This window comes from Carnobacterium inhibens subsp. inhibens DSM 13024, assembly GCF_000746825.1.
In the GTDB taxonomy this organism is placed as follows: domain Bacteria; phylum Bacillota; class Bacilli; order Lactobacillales; family Carnobacteriaceae; genus Carnobacterium_B; species Carnobacterium_B inhibens.
In genome coordinates this window covers 2,511,221-2,526,948 of sequence record NZ_JQIV01000006.1, presented here as the reverse complement: position 1 = coordinate 2,526,948, position 15,728 = coordinate 2,511,221, and the positions used below count along the sequence as shown (strand labels likewise).

General features: G+C 33.7%; 33 protein-coding genes and 1 pseudogene. All 34 read right to left on the bottom strand.

The window, feature by feature from the left end; translation table 11 throughout:
* Nucleotides 1-120: 120 nt before the first annotated feature.
* The 34 genes and pseudogenes from BR65_RS13270 to BR65_RS13110 all read right to left on the bottom strand — a co-directional run bounded on the left by BR65_RS13270 (nucleotide 121) and on the right by BR65_RS13110 (nucleotide 15,700).
* On the bottom strand, nucleotides 121-468 hold the full coding sequence (locus BR65_RS13270) for a hypothetical protein (protein ID WP_034538557.1): 348 nt from the start codon (nucleotides 466-468) through the stop codon (nucleotides 121-123).
* A 65-nt stretch (nucleotides 469-533) separates the two neighbouring features.
* Nucleotides 534-1,214, bottom strand: coding sequence for a hypothetical protein (locus tag BR65_RS13265; protein ID WP_051932800.1), 681 nt, complete (start codon nucleotides 1,212-1,214; stop codon nucleotides 534-536).
* A 17-nt stretch (nucleotides 1,215-1,231) separates the two neighbouring features.
* Nucleotides 1,232-1,642 carry a hypothetical protein gene (locus BR65_RS13260; RefSeq protein WP_034538556.1) on the bottom strand — a complete coding sequence of 137 codons (411 nt, stop codon included), beginning with the start codon at nucleotides 1,640-1,642 and terminating at the stop codon, nucleotides 1,232-1,234.
* Nucleotides 1,643-1,996 carry a hypothetical protein gene (locus BR65_RS13255; RefSeq protein ID WP_034538555.1) on the bottom strand — a complete coding sequence of 118 codons (354 nt, stop codon included), beginning with the start codon at nucleotides 1,994-1,996 and terminating at the stop codon, nucleotides 1,643-1,645. It abuts the gene before it with no gap.
* Nucleotides 1,959-2,333, bottom strand: coding sequence for a phage head closure protein (locus BR65_RS13250; RefSeq protein WP_034538554.1), 375 nt, complete (start codon nucleotides 2,331-2,333; stop codon nucleotides 1,959-1,961). Before BR65_RS13250 ends, BR65_RS13255 begins: the two co-directional genes overlap by 38 nt.
* The gene (locus BR65_RS13245; protein ID WP_034538553.1) at nucleotides 2,326-2,634 is read right to left on the bottom strand and encodes a hypothetical protein; all 309 of its coding nucleotides are present in this window, start codon (nucleotides 2,632-2,634) and stop codon (nucleotides 2,326-2,328) included. The genes BR65_RS13250 and BR65_RS13245 overlap by 8 nt, the downstream gene beginning before the upstream one ends.
* A 42-nt stretch (nucleotides 2,635-2,676) precedes the next feature.
* A complete protein-coding gene (locus tag BR65_RS13240; protein ID WP_034538552.1) occupies nucleotides 2,677-2,925 on the bottom strand; it encodes a hypothetical protein in 249 nt (82 codons plus the stop codon).
* Between the two features lie 24 nt (nucleotides 2,926-2,949).
* Nucleotides 2,950-4,092, bottom strand: a complete 1,143-nt coding sequence (locus BR65_RS13235) for a phage major capsid protein (protein ID WP_051932798.1) — start codon at nucleotides 4,090-4,092, stop codon at nucleotides 2,950-2,952.
* 1 nt (nucleotide 4,093) lies between these two features.
* Complete coding sequence (locus tag BR65_RS13230; RefSeq protein WP_051932797.1) at nucleotides 4,094-4,819, bottom strand: head maturation protease, ClpP-related; 726 nt, start codon at nucleotides 4,817-4,819, stop codon at nucleotides 4,094-4,096.
* Nucleotides 4,788-6,032 (bottom strand): phage portal protein, encoded by a 1,245-nt coding sequence (locus BR65_RS13225; protein WP_051932795.1) that lies wholly within the window; start codon nucleotides 6,030-6,032, stop codon nucleotides 4,788-4,790. The genes BR65_RS13230 and BR65_RS13225 overlap by 32 nt, the downstream gene beginning before the upstream one ends.
* A 20-nt stretch (nucleotides 6,033-6,052) precedes the next feature.
* Nucleotides 6,053-7,711 (bottom strand): terminase TerL endonuclease subunit, encoded by a 1,659-nt coding sequence (locus BR65_RS13220; protein ID WP_051932793.1) that lies wholly within the window; start codon nucleotides 7,709-7,711, stop codon nucleotides 6,053-6,055.
* The gene (locus BR65_RS13215; protein ID WP_211251493.1) at nucleotides 7,689-8,006 is read right to left on the bottom strand and encodes a hypothetical protein; all 318 of its coding nucleotides are present in this window, start codon (nucleotides 8,004-8,006) and stop codon (nucleotides 7,689-7,691) included. Before BR65_RS13215 ends, BR65_RS13220 begins: the two co-directional genes overlap by 23 nt.
* Before the next feature lie 110 nt (nucleotides 8,007-8,116).
* On the bottom strand, nucleotides 8,117-8,440 hold the full coding sequence (locus tag BR65_RS13210) for an HNH endonuclease (protein ID WP_051932791.1): 324 nt from the start codon (nucleotides 8,438-8,440) through the stop codon (nucleotides 8,117-8,119).
* A gap of 22 nt (nucleotides 8,441-8,462) precedes the next feature.
* Nucleotides 8,463-8,726, bottom strand: a complete 264-nt coding sequence (locus tag BR65_RS13205; RefSeq protein WP_034538551.1) for a DUF6275 family protein — start codon at nucleotides 8,724-8,726, stop codon at nucleotides 8,463-8,465.
* Nucleotides 8,727-8,938: 212 nt separating this feature from the next.
* Nucleotides 8,939-9,373 (bottom strand): hypothetical protein, encoded by a 435-nt coding sequence (locus BR65_RS13535; protein WP_280512911.1) that lies wholly within the window; start codon nucleotides 9,371-9,373, stop codon nucleotides 8,939-8,941.
* On the bottom strand, nucleotides 9,370-10,077 hold the full coding sequence (locus BR65_RS13195) for a putative HNHc nuclease (RefSeq protein ID WP_034538550.1): 708 nt from the start codon (nucleotides 10,075-10,077) through the stop codon (nucleotides 9,370-9,372). The genes BR65_RS13535 and BR65_RS13195 overlap by 4 nt, the downstream gene beginning before the upstream one ends.
* 15 nt (nucleotides 10,078-10,092) lie before the next feature.
* Nucleotides 10,093-10,599 (bottom strand): single-stranded DNA-binding protein, encoded by a 507-nt coding sequence (ssb, locus tag BR65_RS13190; RefSeq protein ID WP_034538549.1) that lies wholly within the window; start codon nucleotides 10,597-10,599, stop codon nucleotides 10,093-10,095.
* Nucleotides 10,589-10,852 (bottom strand): hypothetical protein, encoded by a 264-nt coding sequence (locus BR65_RS13185; RefSeq protein WP_034538548.1) that lies wholly within the window; start codon nucleotides 10,850-10,852, stop codon nucleotides 10,589-10,591. Before BR65_RS13185 ends, ssb begins: the two co-directional genes overlap by 11 nt.
* Nucleotides 10,849-11,391, bottom strand: a complete 543-nt coding sequence (locus tag BR65_RS13180) for a hypothetical protein (RefSeq protein ID WP_034538546.1) — start codon at nucleotides 11,389-11,391, stop codon at nucleotides 10,849-10,851. Before BR65_RS13180 ends, BR65_RS13185 begins: the two co-directional genes overlap by 4 nt.
* Nucleotides 11,384-11,584: a hypothetical protein gene (locus BR65_RS13175; RefSeq protein WP_034538545.1), complete on the bottom strand. Its 201-nt coding sequence runs from the start codon at nucleotides 11,582-11,584 to the stop codon at nucleotides 11,384-11,386. The genes BR65_RS13180 and BR65_RS13175 overlap by 8 nt, the downstream gene beginning before the upstream one ends.
* Nucleotides 11,565-11,936: a hypothetical protein gene (locus BR65_RS13170; RefSeq protein WP_034538544.1), complete on the bottom strand. Its 372-nt coding sequence runs from the start codon at nucleotides 11,934-11,936 to the stop codon at nucleotides 11,565-11,567. Before BR65_RS13170 ends, BR65_RS13175 begins: the two co-directional genes overlap by 20 nt.
* Nucleotides 11,933-12,217: a hypothetical protein gene (locus BR65_RS13165; protein WP_034538543.1), complete on the bottom strand. Its 285-nt coding sequence runs from the start codon at nucleotides 12,215-12,217 to the stop codon at nucleotides 11,933-11,935. The genes BR65_RS13170 and BR65_RS13165 overlap by 4 nt, the downstream gene beginning before the upstream one ends.
* A gap of 3 nt (nucleotides 12,218-12,220) precedes the next feature.
* A complete protein-coding gene (locus BR65_RS13160) occupies nucleotides 12,221-12,631 on the bottom strand; it encodes a hypothetical protein (protein WP_034538541.1) in 411 nt (136 codons plus the stop codon).
* A gap of 189 nt (nucleotides 12,632-12,820) precedes the next feature.
* Nucleotides 12,821-13,126, bottom strand: a pseudogene (locus BR65_RS14120) (MazG-like family protein); the annotation flags it as partial.
* Nucleotides 13,127-13,294, bottom strand: a complete 168-nt coding sequence (locus tag BR65_RS13865; RefSeq protein WP_156098871.1) for a hypothetical protein — start codon at nucleotides 13,292-13,294, stop codon at nucleotides 13,127-13,129.
* Entirely contained in the window at nucleotides 13,295-13,615 is a 321-nt protein-coding gene (locus tag BR65_RS13150) for a hypothetical protein (RefSeq protein WP_034538540.1), read from the bottom strand.
* A gap of 1 nt (nucleotide 13,616) precedes the next feature.
* The gene (locus BR65_RS13145) at nucleotides 13,617-13,841 is read right to left on the bottom strand and encodes a hypothetical protein (RefSeq protein WP_034538539.1); all 225 of its coding nucleotides are present in this window, start codon (nucleotides 13,839-13,841) and stop codon (nucleotides 13,617-13,619) included.
* A complete protein-coding gene (locus tag BR65_RS13140; protein WP_034538538.1) occupies nucleotides 13,838-14,023 on the bottom strand; it encodes a DUF6877 family protein in 186 nt (61 codons plus the stop codon). Before BR65_RS13140 ends, BR65_RS13145 begins: the two co-directional genes overlap by 4 nt.
* Nucleotides 14,020-14,232: a hypothetical protein gene (locus BR65_RS13135; protein ID WP_034538537.1), complete on the bottom strand. Its 213-nt coding sequence runs from the start codon at nucleotides 14,230-14,232 to the stop codon at nucleotides 14,020-14,022. The genes BR65_RS13140 and BR65_RS13135 overlap by 4 nt, the downstream gene beginning before the upstream one ends.
* Nucleotides 14,225-14,410, bottom strand: a complete 186-nt coding sequence (locus tag BR65_RS13130; protein WP_034538536.1) for a hypothetical protein — start codon at nucleotides 14,408-14,410, stop codon at nucleotides 14,225-14,227. Before BR65_RS13130 ends, BR65_RS13135 begins: the two co-directional genes overlap by 8 nt.
* A 2-nt stretch (nucleotides 14,411-14,412) precedes the next feature.
* Entirely contained in the window at nucleotides 14,413-14,634 is a 222-nt protein-coding gene (locus BR65_RS13125) for a helix-turn-helix domain-containing protein (RefSeq protein WP_034538535.1), read from the bottom strand.
* 11 nt (nucleotides 14,635-14,645) lie between these two features.
* The gene (locus BR65_RS13120; protein ID WP_034538534.1) at nucleotides 14,646-14,828 is read right to left on the bottom strand and encodes a hypothetical protein; all 183 of its coding nucleotides are present in this window, start codon (nucleotides 14,826-14,828) and stop codon (nucleotides 14,646-14,648) included.
* An 18-nt stretch (nucleotides 14,829-14,846) separates the two neighbouring features.
* Nucleotides 14,847-15,050, bottom strand: a complete 204-nt coding sequence (locus tag BR65_RS13115; protein ID WP_034538532.1) for a hypothetical protein — start codon at nucleotides 15,048-15,050, stop codon at nucleotides 14,847-14,849.
* Nucleotides 15,051-15,076: 26 nt separating this feature from the next.
* On the bottom strand, nucleotides 15,077-15,700 hold the full coding sequence (locus BR65_RS13110; RefSeq protein WP_034538530.1) for a Holliday junction resolvase RecU: 624 nt from the start codon (nucleotides 15,698-15,700) through the stop codon (nucleotides 15,077-15,079).
* Between the last annotated feature and the right edge of the window lie 28 nt (nucleotides 15,701-15,728).

Sequence of the window (15,728 nt, the reverse complement as noted above, 5' to 3'; positions counted from 1 at the left end):
CTATCAAAGGAAATTCTAAAACGAAGTACGGATCTATTTCATAGACATCTACATAAAAGCTATAGACATCGGCCCATGAAGAAATTTTAAATTCAGGATTTTGGTAGTTTCTTCCTGTACCTACTTTTTTTTGATAGCTTTTTCGACAGATTGTTTGTAACTGTCATTCTTCTTTTGAGTAAAAAGTAGTTCTGTATACGCCTCTAATGCTTCAGACATATCAAATGTATAGTTATCGACAAAATCATCAAAAGGTAAAAAATTGGTCATGTTCGCTTGACGGTAAGAGATATAAATAGCTTGTAAACCTTGATAAAGAGTAATTGTCATTTCTTCTTCTTTTTTAGTATTCATTGTTAATGTTGCAAACTCATCTGTATTGAAATCCTTGTTAATCATTAATAATTTTTTGATATTTAGTTTTGTATCAAGTTTTGCAATTTGACCATCATTTAAAATAATTTCCATTGTCTTTTTTCCTCCTATATTGAATAAACAAAAAAAGAGAGGATGTCCTCTCTTTTTGTTTAGCTTTATTCTGTTTCTATATCAGTTGATTCAGGTTCTAATTCTTCTTCAACTACTGTTTCTAAGTCAGTTGATTCAGGTTCTACCATTCTAGACATTTGTACAGCTGTACCTTCTGCAGTATTTTTAACTAACTCTGGTGTAAATTCTTCACTCCATTTAGTTTTTACATCTTCATTCGTAATTTCAGAGTCAAAACCTTCATAGTAAAATTTACTATTCGTATCTTTTAATGCTTTAAAACTAGTTTCAATCATGGCAATTTCTTCACCGCCATTTTCAATTTGCCAATTCATTCCACCGGAAAAGGTCAGATTAGGAAACGCAATTTTCTTCTTCAATTCCCCAAAGAGATCTTCTACATCAAATGCAACGATTCCAGTTGAAGGTCTTGAATTAGTTCCGTATGAATAAACGCCTGAAGTTAATCCATCGTTGGATAACCCAAAAGCTTTTCTAAAAACGGGTACTGGCATGTGTAAAACTAATGTGCCGTTAACTCTAGTAGGAATATCTACAGACATTACTTCGTCACCTTCACATATCTTCACTACTGTTTTTAGTTCGGTTTCTAAACCTAATGTACCTACACATCCGAGTTTTTGAAATGTGTCATATGAATCAGCTGTTTTCCAACGGACAGTTCCATTTGTTACTTTATATTGATCAAATGTAGTTACTACCATTTTTTGTTTCCTCCTAATTAATTAAAATTATTTGCTTCTTCCAAAGCCTTTATGACTTCTGTTAATATTTTCCCGTTTGAAGCTTCTGCTCCCTTTTCAAAGAAACGTTGAGCAATAGGGTTATGTGGTCCTCTTCCTTCATTCGGAAAGACTAAGTAACCAAACGAATTTAAGTTTTTTGCAGCGCCACCTTTTGTGGTAATAACAAACCCTAAATTTCCCATTGTTCCTTTTAAAGGATTACTGTTTTTTGCATGTCTTTTATTTGAGTTACTAGTTGGTATGAATCGAATAATATCTTGAATCATCAATTTCATACCTTTAGCTTTTAATGTCTCATTAACTAGTCGTTCTGCTTTACCAGGTATTTCTTTCATAGCATTTGCTAACTGTTGCGATTGTTGGTCATCAAGAGAATACTTAACCAATTAGCACACCACCAATGACTGGTGAAAGTAAAAAGTTACCATTTTGGCTTCTTGATCCGTTTCTGCTATACGTCCATATTCTTTTTGAGTTTCTCTAAAAATAAGCCCACATGGTTGTAGGCCCATAATCAAATCAAATTCATTCACTTCAATGTTTTCACGAGTGACAAAGGAGACCACAAAATCTTGTAAATATTGATTTGCACTAGAAGCCTTACGAATGTCTCCTTTATCGTCATAAATTAGAAAAGTAGGATTGTTAGTTACTTCATCTTTAGTCATGTCCGTAGCAAACACTGGATAGCCGGTTATACTTTTAACTTGTTGAATCGTCTTTGATAAACTGAATCCCATCAAATACACCCACCTTTGTTAAATACCAATACATATATTTTCTTTTTACATCTGGATCTATAGCAATCACTTCATAGACTTCATCTTCAAACTTAACTTTATGAGATTTTTGAACGTCTTTAGCAAAGAAAGTTTTAACTTTCAAATCTACAGTCTTATCTAAGTTCCCATAAAACTCTATGTCACCTTGTCTGATTCCAGCAAAATTAAAAAAGAGAAATCCCAAACTCGTGAATTTCTCTCCTGTCTTTTTACCTTCATTATTCCTCAAAGTTTCTATTGATCCATATTCAACCACACCATCATTTAATAGCTCATCCACTCTTCTTTTAGCCATTAGAGAAAGCCTCCTGTGCAACAAGAATTTGGAGAGCGATAATTTCGCTTTGATAGTCTATCCCATAAAAAGCTGTAGTACCATTCCAAGCATACTGACAGTATTCTTTTAACAAACTTCGTGCTTTTATGCTTGAAAGAGTATGAGAATCTTTTGAAAAATCAATCTCACCAGCTTTCTCACGCAAAAAGGCTCCACCTTCTTCAATGAAGTCTTTTATATCATCATCAACTTGAGTAAATGTAATACGCAATCTCTTTTTTACAATAGGCAACAAAGCATCTATTTGATCTTCAGTCATGACTTCTCCTTTCCAAAATAAAAAGGTCAGCCAATTTTAGGACTAACCTTTTGCTTTACTTTGTTTTGCAGTTTCTTTTTGCGCGGTTTCAACGGTTTCTTTTAGTGGTTGAATTTCATCTGAATTACCTGAAGAATTTTCAACTACTCCTTGTAGTGCATCTACTTTTCTTTTTAATGCATCAATCTCATCACTCTTATCAGAAGCCTCTTTAACTGCTTCCTCTAATTTATTTAATCTAGCAATGCTGATTTTGTCGCCTTTTTCCCAAACTGTTGGTTCGTATGCCATGATTGTTATCCTCCTTTTGTTTTGTTACTCAGCTACAGTTGCTCCTACTTCGCTAGTTGTTGCAGGTGGAATTACTAAGTTCCATAAAGCAGCAGCTTTGTTGTCTTTAGCTTTACCATAAGCAAATTGTTTTCCAACGTATAAATTCAAGTCTTCTAATGCAAGAGTTTGATCATATCCTAAAATGCTAATTCCGCCACCGATATAAGCATCGTAACGTTTTGCTACTAATGAAATTACTTCGCCAGCTTCAATTGCAGGTGTTTCAGCAATAATCAAATTGAATGGTAAAGCTGTGACATAAACACCATTTGCATTTAAGCTTGTGTATTGCTTTTTAACATCCCATGCATCTAATGGGTTAACTAACAAGACCACTTGACCATCAACAGACAACGGTTTTAAATTTTCTTTTACTGAATGAAATTTATAAACCTCAGTCAATTCATTAACAGTGGTTTGAGAGTTTGCAAAGGTTAATGTTCCTGAAGGTGCTTTTTCTGGATATACACCATCAACGATTGCTGCATCTTTAGAAACATTTCTATTAAGTCCTACAGGCTGATCTTTTCCAGTACCAGCAACGAACGCTAATTCTAAAGCTACTGAAGCTGCTTCTTCAATTTGTGTTTTAACAAACTGTTTGATCCATGCAGGTCCAAACTCTTCTAAGTCTTTAGGAACAACAACAAAACAGGTTAATTTGTTAGAAATTTCTTCTTCTTCACTAAACGCTGCATCCAATTGTCCTTTGATATCTCCAAAGATTTTACCCCAAACGGCTACACCACTTGTTTCAGATTTTAAGAACTTCAAACGTAAACCAGCGTTTTTCAAACCAAGTGCAGCAAGTACTGGGTAATCTCTAGTTAGATCTTCAAAGATTTCATCTACCGTTGTTTGTGGCAATAATTTTTCTTCTTTGTAACCAACATCTGTATTGATAGCATTAAAGAATTTAACTTCTTTTGCAGTGATACCTTTGCCATCAAAAGCGCTGAACTCTTCAGCATAGTTTTTAGCAGCATCTTTAAAAATATCTTGTAGTCCATTTACAAATGTTTCGAAACCTTCAGATTGAACTTTTTCATCTTCTGACTTTAAAGCAGTAAACAAACCTTCTCGTTGCTCTTTTAATTTATTTTGAAATAGATCTAAATTTTTCATATTATTTTCCTCCTAATAATTTAACAAAATTTTGTATTGGATTTTCTTTCTTTTCATTAGCTGGTAATTCATCTTCATTTTTTGGTTTAGCATTTGCAGCTATCTTTCCATCCAAATTATTGGTTACTGGATCAACCAAGTCTTCTACTATTGTTGCTTCGTAATTCAAAATTTCATCGGCTAACCCACAACCCGCTGCTTCTTCAGCAGTAAAGAAAGTCTCGTTTGCCAAATAGTTAATGAGCTCTTCTTCAGTTCCTTCAAATCTTTCCATATAGGAAGCAATCAAAGAAACTTTGATTGAATTTAAAGCAGCAATTGCTTTTTCAAAATCTTCTGCGTAACCCCAAACACCTGTCTGCGCATTGTGGATCATTAACTGAGTGTTTTTAGGCATAAACCTTTTGTTTCCACCCATAAAAATGATAGATGCTGCACTAGCTGCAACTCCATCTACTATGGTGTTAATCGTTTTATCTGACTGTTTAAAAACGTTATAAATAGCCAATCCCTCAAAAACATCCCCACCATAAGAATTAATATGAACATTAACTACATCCGTTGTAATTTGTTTTAACGCGTATCGCACACTTGAAGCTGTGATACCATCGCCCCAATAGCTCTCTCCTACGTCTCCATATAGAATCAAATCTGTTTCTGTTGAATCTACTTTATTTTGAATTTGTACCTTAGTTTTAATTTGATTCATCATTGGTTTTCGCTTCATTTGTTTTATCACCACCTTTCAAATTATCTGTTCGTTCATAATTTTTCGTAACATAATGCTCATCTGCCCAATCTTCGGCAATGGGTTCTTCTCCTAATTTTTCTAAAATTTTATTTGTAGAAAATGCTCCTATTCTGAATAAGGCTTCTCCAGCATTCGCAAACTCAACAGGATCATGAGTATTAATTGTGTTCGTTTGAATTTTTAGTTTGTTCCCCTTAAGGACATTTTCTTTTCGATAATACTTACGATTAATTTCATTCTGCAAATTATCTGCTAAGGATCGGACTGGATAATTTATAAAAAGTTTATGCATACCTTTATTATCAGCGGTGTCCCCTTTCAAAATTCCTCTGGGTATGCCAAAAGCATCCGCAACCATATCGCGGATGTCCTCAAAAGTATCTGAAATATCTCTAGTAGTAACAGAACCACTTTTTGTATTACCAGGTGTTGCAGAAATAGGTTCTAAACCTAATCCTTCTTCCATAGGCGTTACAGAATCTTGATCTGTAAAAACACCCTTAAATCGATTATCAAATAAATCATTCAGCACTTGATCATATTCAGTAATTTCTGTTCCATCTTCTTTTTTAATTATCTTGGTTTTAAATTGTTGAAAGATAGCACTAATAGACAATTTCATTTTTATGGCATTTCCGCGATTATAATTACGAATTGTCCCTGCAATCAATTTCCCATAGTCATCATAAACAGAATCTATAACTTTCTTAATTTCAGAGTTGTGAAGTTTGAAATGAAATACTTCACTTTCAGTTCTTTTTCCAGTTAATTTATAATCACCTGGTAGTACTATGTTTGAATAAATGTTTTCATAAAAAGCATATTCAGTAATGTCATAATCATCTGCTACAACTAACTCATCATCTTTGCTCCAAATGACTAATGCTCCGTTATCGTCATACACCATCTTATAGATGACTTTGCTCCAAAATTCCGACTGATTTTGATTCTTGTTAGGCTCAACATTAAACAAATACCAGTTATCTTTTTTAACGGGCTTCCCCTTTTCAAAAGTCTGGAATTCACACAATGCCAATGCATCAGCTAATTTGTTAATGGCTATCTGCAAGGCATAGTTTTTATATTTAGCATCTTTCTCATAAACCATAGTAAAGTCTTTTAACGTAATACTTGACCTAGGAGACGGCTCTCTTGAAGCCAACACCTTATTAAAAAATGGTATCTTCAATATTTATCACCCCCTTCACTTTAATAAGTGCGTGTTTTAAGGCCACTGCTATAAGTTGCAACCGGTATATTCAATACATCCTTATGCTGTAGTGCATGTAAAAACATATGAAACCCATCGGTCTTTCTTAATTTTGGTTCGATCTTCAGGTATTCAATATTTAATCGTGCATCCCTATCTTTATAGGAATTATTTGTATACCACCTCATCATAAAATCATCATCACAAAAGATGATATTTTTATAACTAAATAAGTCATCTACAATAGGCTCTAATTCGGTATGGGTTTTAATCCCTTTTCTTGCTTTCTTTAGTTTGTCTCCAATACCTACTTCATCAAATGCAGTCTTTAAATAGGTTAATCGGAAGTCATCTGCTGCGATAACTTTTATTTGGTAGTAACGGCCCATTTCTACAAACCAATTCGCTATGGTTTTTGGCTTAATCGTTTCATCATTTATGATTGTGATTAATCCTCTTTCCACACCGACATCAATTGGAACCTTATACTCACGTCCAACTAAAGATTTTTTATTGATAAAAGTATGCTGTTTAAGGTAATACTTTTCTCCAATTTTAAATAGCAGTCCCACACTAACAAAGTCTGTTGTTTCTGCGTAATCAATCCCACCAACTGCAGACATACCTTGCAAGTTTGGTGTTGGTTGTTTAGTGGCCAGAATGTTATCCCAGCTCGTAACTTCATTCCAACTATCTGTTGTTGGTATATTCATACGCTTTGTCATAAATTCAATTCTTGCGCTGGGACGGTCTTCTAATTTTTCATATTCGTCTAACATTTCTTGTTTTAGATCCGGAAAATAATTAACAGATGGATTAGCTTTTTCCCAATTTCTAGGATCATGCACTTCTTCTGGATCATCTAATTTGCAGATGAAAGGAAACATTCTTCTTTTCGGTCTCTCACCTGTTAATACAAGTTTTGCTTCTTCTTTGAATCCATCTAAAAAACCACCGCGGATATTTCCGTCAGTGGTGAAATGTAATCTTCTTGGATGTTTCTTTTTACCTAAACCGGATGTAAATACTTTTACAGATTTATCATCTTCATATGCATGGTCTTCATCAAACAATACTGCACCTTGACGACCACCATCTTTTGTTTTTGCGTTGTTCGTTCTATAACGCAACATAGAATTAGTTTTTCTAAAGACAATTTTTTCTAAGGTCCATTTAAAGAATTTTTTATACTTAGGTTTATTAGCTTCTAAAATGCTGTGAACTTCCATGACGGATTCTTTCGCTTGATCTTCAGATGTGGCCACAACATCCACATGGTATTGTTTGATTCCTTGTTTCGAGATCATCCACCATTCAATAACAGACATGAATCCAGTTTTACCACCGCCACGTCCCATCATAATTAAAAATTCGTTAAAAACTAACGTATCATCTTTATAAAAGACACCACATATAAATGCCATTACAAATTCTTCCCACTCCATTAACTTAAATGGGAAATGCTTTTTAATATTTTCTAGGGCATCATCAATGACATCTTGTTTTATAACTACTTCTGGATCTGATAAACGGTCATCCAAAAAATCCATTAATTGGTGAACTTCTATACTAGCTAATACTTCACCTGTTCGAACCATATTCATGTAGCGGTCAATAACTACATGGTATTTAACATTAGAAGTCATCGTCATCATCATCGCTTATTGATTCATCCACTCTTAAATTCAACTGCTGCAATATTTTCAGCATTTGAGCACTGACCTTTAATAGCTCTGTAACCGAATCATTTTTTTTAAAACCAAATTGAGTGGGGGAGTTTTCCCAATAGACAGAAACACCACGCACTTTAATATCATTGATTAGACTATTTTTGATATCCCATAACTGGAGATAATCTTCAATCAAGTCATAAAAGTGTCTCCCTATTACTCCTTGATTTTCCAGCTGATCAACCAAAGCATCTTTGATAATCGCTCGTTTTCCTTTTGCCAATTTTACCCCACCCCCCCTCATGCGATTTTTCGATATTTTTGTCAAGTCTGGAACCCTATCCGTTTCGCGCCCCCCTTAAAAGAAATTGCATTTGGTTTTGACCGGGGGCTTTACCAGCGCTCTTCGTTCGTAAACTCCTTTTTTTTCTCTAATTTTTCCGGATGTTCTCGATTATGATTCGATTTTGAGATAGATTCTAAATTACTTAGCCTTAAAGCTAGCCTAGGGTTCTCTCTCACTGGAATAATATGATGGACTGTATCAGCTTTAGTTACTATCCCTAATCGTTTATCATACTGACACTTGTAATCGTCTCTTCGTAAAGCAACAAGCCTTAGTACTCTCCACACTTTCAATCTATAAAACTTATCTACCTCATCGTTTAATATATATTGATGCAACTTCTTTAAAAGAGTTGGTGTCATTAGATCCATTACTTACACCTCAATGACTGCACTACAAATCATATTTAATATTTTCAAACTTCTTATATGCATCAAAGTAGATTTCGTTTTTATCTCCATTGAAAGTAACTTCATAGTACATACCATCAGATAGTGGTGTACTTAACAATGCTTTGTTGTTTTGTAATGTCTTAGCAGACCAAACAACATAAACTTCCCTTGGAATAATTGCTTTGTTATCTGTTACATCTAAATGGTTATTTGTATACTCAGCAACTAATACCTTACATCTATCAATAAATTCTTGTGAATCCATTCATCTCACTCCTTTAAATTTATGTACAAAAAAAGCACTCACGATTAAATGAATGCTTTTTAACATTTTACTTTTGCAACTCGCATCATGTGCATGTCAGTTGCTTACATTTAAGAAAGCCGTAACGAACAATAAGAATAGTCTAGTGTGATTTCCTACGCTTTCTTGATACTACCAGTATATACCCTAAAACGTTGCATGATGTTGCAGGTTTACTTTTTCTCTGCTTTTTTTAAATTAATCAGTTCATTTTTATAAATTTGTCTGATTTGATTCTTCCATCGCCACAATGTTGTTCTGTCTATATACAAACGTCTAGCGATTTCTTTATCTTTTAATTTAGGATCACGATCAATAAAGTATGCCAACATCATCTTTTGTTTTTCTTTTGGTAATAAAGCATAAGTATTTTCTATTGCTAATCCTATATTCTTAATATCATTCAGTCCATCGTCTTCAGCAAGTCTGATTGCTGTCATTTCAGTTGGATTAGATAAGAATCCTGAAGAACCGCCACCAGTATTTGTATCTGTAATTACATGAGGAACCATAATGTTTTCTCTAATGCGAAGAAGCTGTACTCTTAACTGTCTATAATTGCTAATCATTATCTCAAGTTCTTTATCTGTATATTGCAAATAGGTCACCTCGTATTTTTCAATTTCATAAACTGTTCTTGATTCATCAATATCCCTAAGACATGCTGCTTGTCTGCAAATGATTTATGCCCTATTGATTCTGCTTCTTGATAATGATTGCTGCATAAGCACATTACTTCATGTCTGCCTGGTATTTTCTTAGCACCTGTAGTCGTTACTTTATGAACCATACCTGGTTGCCAGCAAACTGCACACTTTCTTTCGTACAAGCACATGATCAATTGATGCTTAAGGTCCTCAGCTAATTCAATTGGTGGATCAGATAAAGGTACACCATACTCTAAACAGAAATCTAAAAGGAATGTAATGAATTCACTTGCTACAGTTACCGTACAGTCACCAGTTAACTCGCTGGTGCTGAACTCATCAATTCCTTTTGATTTACAAAATATCAATTTCATATCTTCTTTTATAGACTTAATATCATATGCGTTCTTACCATCACCTGAACTATTCACTATATCGCTTAAAATAGCATGTATCTTCTTTCTTTGATGAACGGTGATGATTCGGTTGTCGAATAGAGTGAACTCACCATAAAGCTCTCCTTTGCTATTCGTATAACGTTCTAATTGATAACCGATAATTGGTTCATCCAACGTAATCAATAATTGTTGCTGACCTTCTTTATTAAATACACTTCCTGTTACCTTTGACAATATGTTCGTTGCATTCTCTATTTTTGTTTCCATTTGTTACACCTCACTTTAGAAAGGAAGATCATCATCACTGATATCTATTGGCTGTCCTGATTTGTCAAAAGGATCTTGATTATATGATGCATCAATAGTATTTGGTTGTTTAGTCTTAGGTTCATCACCATAATTATTGTGGTCATTATTGTTTGAGTAACTATTAGAAGATTGATTGCTGCTTTCTTTATTTGAATCTTTGTTTTTTGGTTCCAGTAAAGAGAATGTTTCAACTACTACTTCAGTAACATAAACACGTTGCCCTTGTTGATTGTCATAGCTTCTTGTTTGAATATGTCCTTCTATACCAACTAAAGACCCCTTACGTGTAAAATTAGCCATGCTTTCAGCTGATTTACGCCAAATGACACAATTGATGAAGTCTGCATCTCGTTTCCCATTTTGATTCGTGAAGGATCTATTTACAGCGATAGAGAATGTTGCTACCGCTGTCCCATTGGATGTATACCTTAAATCAAGTTCTTTTGTTAATCTTCCGACCAGCACTACATTATTGATCATCAACATTCTCCTTTATTAATTCAGTGACATGATACAGTTTATTTATTTTAATAAAACTCAATTCATTATCTTCTTCTGCAATTAATACAGATTTATCATTTTCAGTAGCTCTAACTTCTGGTACATTACCTAACATTGGCGCTAAAGCTAAAGGATGATTATTAATAACTACTGCAGGCTTAATCGTGTATCCGTATAGCAATCCATCGCTTTTCCTAAAAAACCAATTAAAACCAAATACTTTTTTATTCATTTTCCAAACCATCCTTTCACTTTTCCTTTTGCTTTCTGCCATTTTGTTTCTTTCTTTATAAATATATTATTATCTTGATCCATTGCTAAAAGTGATGGTAAATGTTCTTCAGTGGATTTATACAAGTTATCGAATCCCTCAGCATCAATTCCATCTAACCCCATTGATTCACGTGCTTGATTAGGATTATTTTTTCCTAAACTAATTGTACTTGTCATATCAGAACTTTCAGCAGTATCAATAAATTCATTCAAAGGAACATTAATAAACTCATTAAAAGGAAAATCTTGAACTTCTTCATTATCTTCTTGATCAGCTTCTTTCATCTCATCGGACAATTCATTAACTCTTTCAGTAACAATTTCAATTACAGTTGAGATGACCTCTTCTGCTGCTTTTCTAACAGCAGTGAATGTCTCTATAAAAGTAGGAAGTATATTTTTTGTGAAAAATTTAGCTTCAAATTTACTTAATGGTTCTTTATTCTTGATTTTAATAAGTACTCTCTTAGTTACTTTTTTCTTTATACGCTTATTCATTTGTTGTTTCCTCCTGTTCTTCTACAAGTTTATAAACAGATAACAAATAGTTTGCTGTTTTAAATCCAAAGCCACTAAATCTTATATTCTGCATAGAAATTTCAACAAAATAACCTAATGCATGATACTTCCCAATCAATTTTATTAAATCATCTTTGTCACATTCCAACTCATCAATTTTTACTTGTATCATTAGGAACCTCCCAACGGATAGAAATCCAATCTTCTGTTCTTCTAGTAGACATACCTAATAGTTTGCCATGATATACTTCAAATTTATGTTTGACAGTGAAGCCTTCACCTAATTTACTTTGTATATTAATAGGTGTTCGACTATCTCTTAATCTTCTAACCAAATATTTTCTTTCTTTTTTCCAGTCTGATTCTGATTCGTATGTTTCTTTAATCCTTATTGTAAAACCGCCATACCCTTGTTTTGCAGACTGAATAATTGCATTTTCAAGGTTTTGCTTACGATACCAACGTTCAAACCATTTATCGTATGATTCATCTTTAATCTCTTTTATTTGATCAATTAAACTCATTCATCCTCACTCCATCCGTTATCTTTATTTAATAAATCTAACTGGAATTTATAGCCATTAGCTGTATTCTGCCATTCCACCAAGTCACCTTTAACGTCCTCGATTTCTTTCTTAGCAGCATCAATTTCCTCTTCTTTTTGTTCGATTCTATATTCAGTCATGATATTAACAAATCCCAATCGTGTATTATCGAACAGCAGATAGATTAAGCCAATGAACATACCTATTACTATGAGCGCTGTTAAAACTGCAATAAGTACATTTCCTATTTTTAATCTCATAAATTAGCCTCCAATATCTGTTTTTATTTCGAAATATTCAATCAGCATATCTTTAAGATCATCAATATCTTCTACATCTACCAAAATGTCTTTTACATCATCTTGGGTATTTCCTTTATTTAATGTATTCCCTTCAACTGCATCAGCCACCCATTGAGGATGCGTACCAGCTTTGCTAAAAGATGATTGAGGTAGTAATCCTAATAACGCTTCATAACGTTCCTCCATATCAATTAAAGCTCCATGCATTCGAATGTAGTCAATATCATCTTTCTTAACTTCATATACGTCTGGAGTATTTTCTTTTACCATTTGGTGATAGATAGCATCCCATTCTTCTTCAGAAAATCGACTTTGTTTAACATAAGGTCCATAATTTATGTCTTTACCATTAACTTTTACTTCATAGCTCATCTACTTGTCCTCCTCATCGAATGATTGATTATTCCAGTTAAGGCAATTAGCATTTCCATATCTGTCAATTGATTCTGTTTTCATTTTTCCTTCTTCTGAAAACTCAACTTCTAACCTTTTAATCCCGAATTCTTTTTGAAATTCTTTGCTAGGTTCTTCGAAGCGTGAACCGTCAAATGTCAAAACTGGTGCTTTTTTCAAATCAGCTTGTTTAACAAAAACACCATCAATCATTTTGCCTTTTCTACCTTTAATTTCGTCATAGGCCATTTGCAAGCATTCCTCTAAGCTTAATCCATTCTGTAAAGCTAAAATTATTAACGTAACGACTACATCACCTATTCCATCAGTCAGCATTTTTTTATCACTTCTAGCTAAAGCAGCTGCTACTTCTCCAACTTCTTCAGTTACTTTAAGGAATTGTTTGCTTGATTCAGCATAATGCAATTTTTTATTTGTAGCCCATTCTTCTACTTGATAGATCAACTCATCCATTTAGTTGTCCTCCAATTCAGCAACTCTGTGTCTTACTTCTGCAAACATAGATCCTAATTGCATTAAACCTCTGACTGGATCTTGTTCAATAGAAATCTCCCATTGTTTCAAACATTTTTCTAAAAATTCTTTTTCTGTTTCTTCTCCAGTAAAATGTACAAATTCCATTTATTTGACCCCCTCAAAATCTTTTCTTAATACATCAGAAATATATTCATTAATGGAACGTTGCATTTCTGGTGTTGGTTGTATTTCTTTAAATAATGCTGCATGATGCGGACAAAAATCGTAAATATCATTGTTTTTAATAGTGCAACCTTCACATAAAGGCATATCACAAGTCCCATGCAACTGTTGCTCCGTAAAATCTTCGTAATTGCTAAATAAAATGGGCCTTTTATATTGAATGACAAAATCACATAACCGTGTTGATACTTTTTTCTTACAAACTCCACATTTTACTTTTTGGAAAATTTCAGGATCATTCAATCTAAACTAAACCTCCTTTTATTCCTAAAGGTCTTGATTTAATCAACTTTCTTTCCGCTTGATCTAATACCAGCATTGCGATATCAATTTCTTTACATTTAAAACGTTTAGACATAAGATTTACGCTCTTACCTTGCTCCCACATTTTCCGGAAGAGGACTAAATCTGATTCTAACCAGCTAAACTTTCTAGCATCAAGAATGATGGTTGTTTTGTCCTTACTCATTTGTGGCTCACTTCCTTCTGCTTTTTTACGAATCGATTAGCAAAACTCAATTGTTGATGTATATACGGATCATCCTCTTTCCCACCAGTTGCCAACCAATCGCCACATCTTTGATTGACATCTTCTAATACTGGTAAAGGTAATAAATGGGAAATTGATGCTAATTCATCCATTGCTGTCATTTGTTATCATCCATTCCATTTTCAAATTTTTCTCTTGCCCAATGTGTCTGATTACGAGAATAGCAATCTCTATGAACTATTCTGACATCTGTTTGGTCGTGTCCTTCTAGAGAAACAAAGTAATATTCTTCAGGCGACACTATATTACTATTACAAAAGTCACATTTTGGAAGGTAAACAGGTTGTATATATTTAACTGCTCTACTCATCGTCTTCCTCCAATTCGATTGCTATTCTTATATTTCCTTTAATTTTATTTTCTCGACCTCTTGTAGCGTATGCATAGATTGTTTGTGCTACTACGCCCAACTGCTTTCCACTTTCAGTGGCAGTACCCATAGCTATTAGATCTTCACCTTTATAAACAGCATATTGTTTCAGCTTCATCACTATTCACCGCTTTTTGATTTACTTTGGTTCAATTCATTTCTAAATTCATCTAAAGTTATTCCAAGACCATCTACAATCTTGCACATCAATTCAAAACTAGGGTTAATAATCCGTCCATGCTTTAGATCACTTAAAGAGCTAGAGCGTACACCCATTAAATTAGCTAACTGCTCTTGATTCATATTTTTTAGTTTTAAGAACTTATCAATTGTGTTCCACATTTTCGAGCCTCCTATAAAACAAATAATTTGTATTCAACTCCGTTTGATAAGAAATAAACATCGTTTGCTAAATCCAATCTATTCTTTGTTGCAAGGGTCTCATCTACTTCATCATGAAGACTTTCCATATCGCCGAACATTCCAATAAACTGTTTACCACCCTTTACCTTTGCAAAAACAAATATTTCTTTCACAATAATTCCTCCTAGTCATCAATTAATGGTGGTCCATTTTGCACGTTTGTATATCTTAATATCGCCTTTTGGTGTGATACGGAAATAATTCATTGAACCAAATTCATTTTTAGCATCCATTTGAAGTTCATCTTCAATTGGATAAGATGTTACTGGAGTATAAGCATTAAGTATTAAGTGGTCTTCCAGTGTTTCCTTCATTTCTTTCTGTTTAAGTACCATCTGACTAGCTCCTCTTAAGTTAGTATTTACTTCAATTCATTCTTGTTAGATTTATAAAGAAAATTGATGATGCCACTTTCAAACTTCACTCTAAATTCTTGAATGTCACTTTCTTTTAAATGTTTACGTCCATAAAGTTCTTTCATGTCTCTCCAGTTGACCCAAGGTATACGGTAGAAGTTTTTAAAATTAAAACTTACAAGGATAAAGCAAACAGCTCCGAACTTGTCATAGCTTCTTAAGTTATTAATTTGTTCTGTAGATAACCGACCATAAGGCATTGTTTCGGTGTTAGTGTGTTTTGCTTCAAACATGACTGATTTACCGCCCATCAGTATGCCTTTATAATCTGCTTGCGCTTGTTTTATAAAGACTGCGATAAATTTCCCTGGTTGACTTGGCATTGATTTTAAAGGTTTCATTGGTTCTGGAGTCTTTTGTATATCAGCTACACCAACTCTCTTGTAGTGCTCTAGTGTTGCATCAATATATGTTTCAAATGCTGCACCTGTTGCTTTTGCTTTTCTCCCTTGAGCCACTCTTTTAGGACTCTTAAGACTGTTATTACTATTAGAACTCTTGGTATTTTTTAAAGCAGCATAAGCTGTTGGATCCGGATAATGTTTTGCATTATATTTATCTATACTCATTTGTTTTCCACCCTTATAAAGATTAAAT

What these genes read in the sequence shown, in the direction of transcription:
- BR65_RS13270 (WP_034538557.1), bottom strand. Translation starts at nt 468, where the DNA reads ATGGAAATTATTTTAAATGATGGTCAAATTGCAAAACTTGATACAAAA.
- BR65_RS13265 (WP_051932800.1), bottom strand. Translation starts at nt 1,214, where the DNA reads ATGGTAGTAACTACATTTGATCAATATAAAGTAACAAATGGAACTGTC.
- BR65_RS13255 (WP_034538555.1), bottom strand. Translation starts at nt 1,996, where the DNA reads ATGGGATTCAGTTTATCAAAGACGATTCAACAAGTTAAAAGTATAACC.
- BR65_RS13250 (WP_034538554.1), bottom strand. Translation starts at nt 2,333, where the DNA reads ATGGCTAAAAGAAGAGTGGATGAGCTATTAAATGATGGTGTGGTTGAA.
- BR65_RS13245 (WP_034538553.1), bottom strand. Translation starts at nt 2,634, where the DNA reads ATGACTGAAGATCAAATAGATGCTTTGTTGCCTATTGTAAAAAAGAGA.
- BR65_RS13240 (WP_034538552.1), bottom strand. Translation starts at nt 2,925, where the DNA reads ATGGCATACGAACCAACAGTTTGGGAAAAAGGCGACAAAATCAGCATT.
- BR65_RS13235 (WP_051932798.1), bottom strand. Translation starts at nt 4,092, where the DNA reads ATGAAAAATTTAGATCTATTTCAAAATAAATTAAAAGAGCAACGAGAA.
- BR65_RS13230 (WP_051932797.1), bottom strand. Translation starts at nt 4,819, where the DNA reads ATGAAGCGAAAACCAATGATGAATCAAATTAAAACTAAGGTACAAATT.
- BR65_RS13220 (WP_051932793.1), bottom strand. Translation starts at nt 7,711, where the DNA reads ATGATGATGACGATGACTTCTAATGTTAAATACCATGTAGTTATTGAC.
- BR65_RS13210 (WP_051932791.1), bottom strand. Translation starts at nt 8,440, where the DNA reads ATGGATCTAATGACACCAACTCTTTTAAAGAAGTTGCATCAATATATA.
- BR65_RS13205 (WP_034538551.1), bottom strand. Translation starts at nt 8,726, where the DNA reads ATGGATTCACAAGAATTTATTGATAGATGTAAGGTATTAGTTGCTGAG.
- BR65_RS13195 (WP_034538550.1), bottom strand. Translation starts at nt 10,077, where the DNA reads ATGGAAACAAAAATAGAGAATGCAACGAACATATTGTCAAAGGTAACA.
- ssb (WP_034538549.1), bottom strand. Translation starts at nt 10,599, where the DNA reads ATGATCAATAATGTAGTGCTGGTCGGAAGATTAACAAAAGAACTTGAT.
- BR65_RS13185 (WP_034538548.1), bottom strand. Translation starts at nt 10,852, where the DNA reads ATGAATAAAAAAGTATTTGGTTTTAATTGGTTTTTTAGGAAAAGCGAT.
- BR65_RS13180 (WP_034538546.1), bottom strand. Translation starts at nt 11,391, where the DNA reads ATGAATAAGCGTATAAAGAAAAAAGTAACTAAGAGAGTACTTATTAAA.
- BR65_RS13175 (WP_034538545.1), bottom strand. Translation starts at nt 11,584, where the DNA reads ATGATACAAGTAAAAATTGATGAGTTGGAATGTGACAAAGATGATTTA.
- BR65_RS13170 (WP_034538544.1), bottom strand. Translation starts at nt 11,936, where the DNA reads ATGAGTTTAATTGATCAAATAAAAGAGATTAAAGATGAATCATACGAT.
- BR65_RS13165 (WP_034538543.1), bottom strand. Translation starts at nt 12,217, where the DNA reads ATGAGATTAAAAATAGGAAATGTACTTATTGCAGTTTTAACAGCGCTC.
- BR65_RS13160 (WP_034538541.1), bottom strand. Translation starts at nt 12,631, where the DNA reads ATGAGCTATGAAGTAAAAGTTAATGGTAAAGACATAAATTATGGACCT.
- BR65_RS13865 (WP_156098871.1), bottom strand. Translation starts at nt 13,294, where the DNA reads ATGGAATTTGTACATTTTACTGGAGAAGAAACAGAAAAAGAATTTTTA.
- BR65_RS13145 (WP_034538539.1), bottom strand. Translation starts at nt 13,841, where the DNA reads ATGAGTAAGGACAAAACAACCATCATTCTTGATGCTAGAAAGTTTAGC.
- BR65_RS13140 (WP_034538538.1), bottom strand. Translation starts at nt 14,023, where the DNA reads ATGACAGCAATGGATGAATTAGCATCAATTTCCCATTTATTACCTTTA.
- BR65_RS13135 (WP_034538537.1), bottom strand. Translation starts at nt 14,232, where the DNA reads ATGAGTAGAGCAGTTAAATATATACAACCTGTTTACCTTCCAAAATGT.
- BR65_RS13130 (WP_034538536.1), bottom strand. Translation starts at nt 14,410, where the DNA reads ATGAAGCTGAAACAATATGCTGTTTATAAAGGTGAAGATCTAATAGCT.
- BR65_RS13125 (WP_034538535.1), bottom strand. Translation starts at nt 14,634, where the DNA reads ATGTGGAACACAATTGATAAGTTCTTAAAACTAAAAAATATGAATCAA.
- BR65_RS13115 (WP_034538532.1), bottom strand. Translation starts at nt 15,050, where the DNA reads ATGGTACTTAAACAGAAAGAAATGAAGGAAACACTGGAAGACCACTTA.
- BR65_RS13110 (WP_034538530.1), bottom strand. Translation starts at nt 15,700, where the DNA reads ATGAGTATAGATAAATATAATGCAAAACATTATCCGGATCCAACAGCT.